Here is a 2037-nt window from a genome sequence, read left to right as displayed (position 1 = left end):
GCGGGAATCTGGGCGTACACATTTCCTACACAGTTTGGAATTCTCAGCTGTATTTAAAAGTAATAAAGAGGGGACCTCGTTTCCGAGATCCCCTCCTCCGTCTATCTATAGAAATAGGCTTTCAAAGCCTTAGGCCAAGAGCTTGCGACCGGACTCCTCGATCGCGTCAAGTGCTGCATCAGCCTCGGCGGCATCCGCGCCCTTAGCGAAGATGTACAGCTTAATCTTGGGCTCGGTGCCAGAAGGACGGACGATACCCTTGTTACCACCCTCGAGATCGAACTCAATGACATTAGCCTTCGGCAGGCCGTTCACGCAGGTGTTGTAATCCACGACGGCCTCAATCTTGGAACCGGCGAGCTCCGCGGGCGGGTTCTCGCGCAAACCAGCCATGATGCCGGCCATCTTTGCCGCACCCTCAGCGCCCGGATAGCTTAGCGAAATCGTCTTGTTGTGATAGTAGCCATACTTCTCGTACAGCTCGTGCATCGCATCGGCAAGGTTCTTACCCTGGAGCTTGTAATACTGCGCCATCTGGCAAATCAGAAGCGAAGTGCTCACGGCGTCCTTGTCGCGCACGTGGTCGCCGGCCAGATAGCCGTAGCTCTCCTCGAAACCGAAGATAAAGCGATCGATCTCGCCAGCATCGGAAAGAGAAGTAATGATGTCGCCGATGTACTTGAAGCCCGTCAGGCAGCGGCGAAGCTCAAAACCGTACTCGTCGGCCAGAGCGTCAACCATGGCGGAAGAAACGATAGTAGTAACGGCAACCTTCTTAGTGAGGTCCTCACCGCGGGCAGCACGGGTCTTGCAGATATAGTCGAGCAGCAGAACGCCCATCTCATTGCCGGTCAGCAGCAGATAGTCATCGCCATTTTTAACGGCAACGCCAACACGGTCGGCGTCGGGATCGGTTGCAAGCAGCAAATCAGGGTGAACCTGCTCGCAGAGATCGATGCCCTTCTGCATGGCCTGACGGATCTCGGGGTTAGGATACGGGCAGGTCGGGAAATCGCCGTTAGGCTCCTTCTGCTCGGGAACAACCGTGACATCGGTGATGCCAGCGCGCTCGAGCACCGTAGTAACGGGAATGAGGCCGGTGCCGTTGAGCGGAGTGTAGACGAGCTTAAGCGGAGCGCCAGCGATCTCCTCGGCAGAAAGGTTAGTCACGCCGCGCGCGAGAACGGCGTCGTAATAACGCTCGAGGCACGAGTCGTCGATCCATTTAACCAGACCCTGCTCAAGAGCCTCATCAAAGTCCATGGACTTCACGCCGGTGAATGTATCGGTCTCGGCGATAGCCTTAGAAATTGCATCGGCGGCCTCGCTGGTGATCTGGCAGCCATCGGGGCCATAGGCCTTATAGCCGTTATACGGCGCTGGGTTATGGCTAGCGGTCATGCAAATGCCACCGGAGCACTTAAGATCACGGACGGCCCAGGAGAGCGTCGGCACAGGAGAAATCTTGGGATACACGAGGGCAGTCACGCCGTTTGCTGCAAGAATGGCAGCCGTAGTCTTAACGAACAGCTCACCTTTATTGCGGCTATCGCGAGCGATGGCGACCGTCGGATGCTCAAAGGTCGCATTGAGGTAGTCAGCGAATCCCTGGGTCGCACGACCGACCGTATAGATATTCATACGGTTAGTGCCCGCACCGATAGTGCCGCGAAGACCGGCAGTACCGAAGGCGAGATCCTGGAAGAAAGCGTCGGTGATGGCGTCCTCATCACCCTGCTCCTTCATCGTGTTGAGCTCAGCGAGGAGCTCCTCGTCCTTGACATTGGCAATCCAAGTATCAAGCAGCTCATGAACATCTGCCATGTGAGTCCTTCCGTCACAATCAATAAAACGACCCGTGTAAAAACAGGACAAGCGCAGCAGTGCGCTAAAGCAAATATTAGTCCATTGAGAACAGAGAACCGGCCAAAGAACGGTGAACGTCTATATTCAGCGGTGGATGATTAAATTGATTTAATTGCATAAGGAATGTTGCCCGTAAACGCAAAAAAGGGGGAGGCCGCGAGGCCTCCCCCT

General features: G+C 55.4%; 1 protein-coding gene. It reads right to left on the bottom strand.

The features are described from left to right. Positions 1–129: 129 nt before the first annotated feature. Complete coding sequence (locus DW136_RS09745; RefSeq protein WP_118289514.1) at positions 130–1824, bottom strand: phospho-sugar mutase; 1695 nt, start codon at positions 1822–1824, stop codon at positions 130–132. Positions 1825–2037: the final 213 nt, after the last annotated feature.

The organism is Collinsella sp. AM12-1 (assembly GCF_003472325.1).
In the GTDB taxonomy this organism is placed as follows: domain Bacteria; phylum Actinomycetota; class Coriobacteriia; order Coriobacteriales; family Coriobacteriaceae; genus Collinsella.
The sequence above is the reverse complement of the archived record's forward strand: the minus strand, read 5'-3'. Positions and strand labels throughout refer to the sequence as shown.

What these genes read in the sequence shown, in the direction of transcription:
- DW136_RS09745 (WP_118289514.1), bottom strand. Translation starts at nt 1,824, where the DNA reads ATGGCAGATGTTCATGAGCTGCTTGATACTTGGATTGCCAATGTCAAG.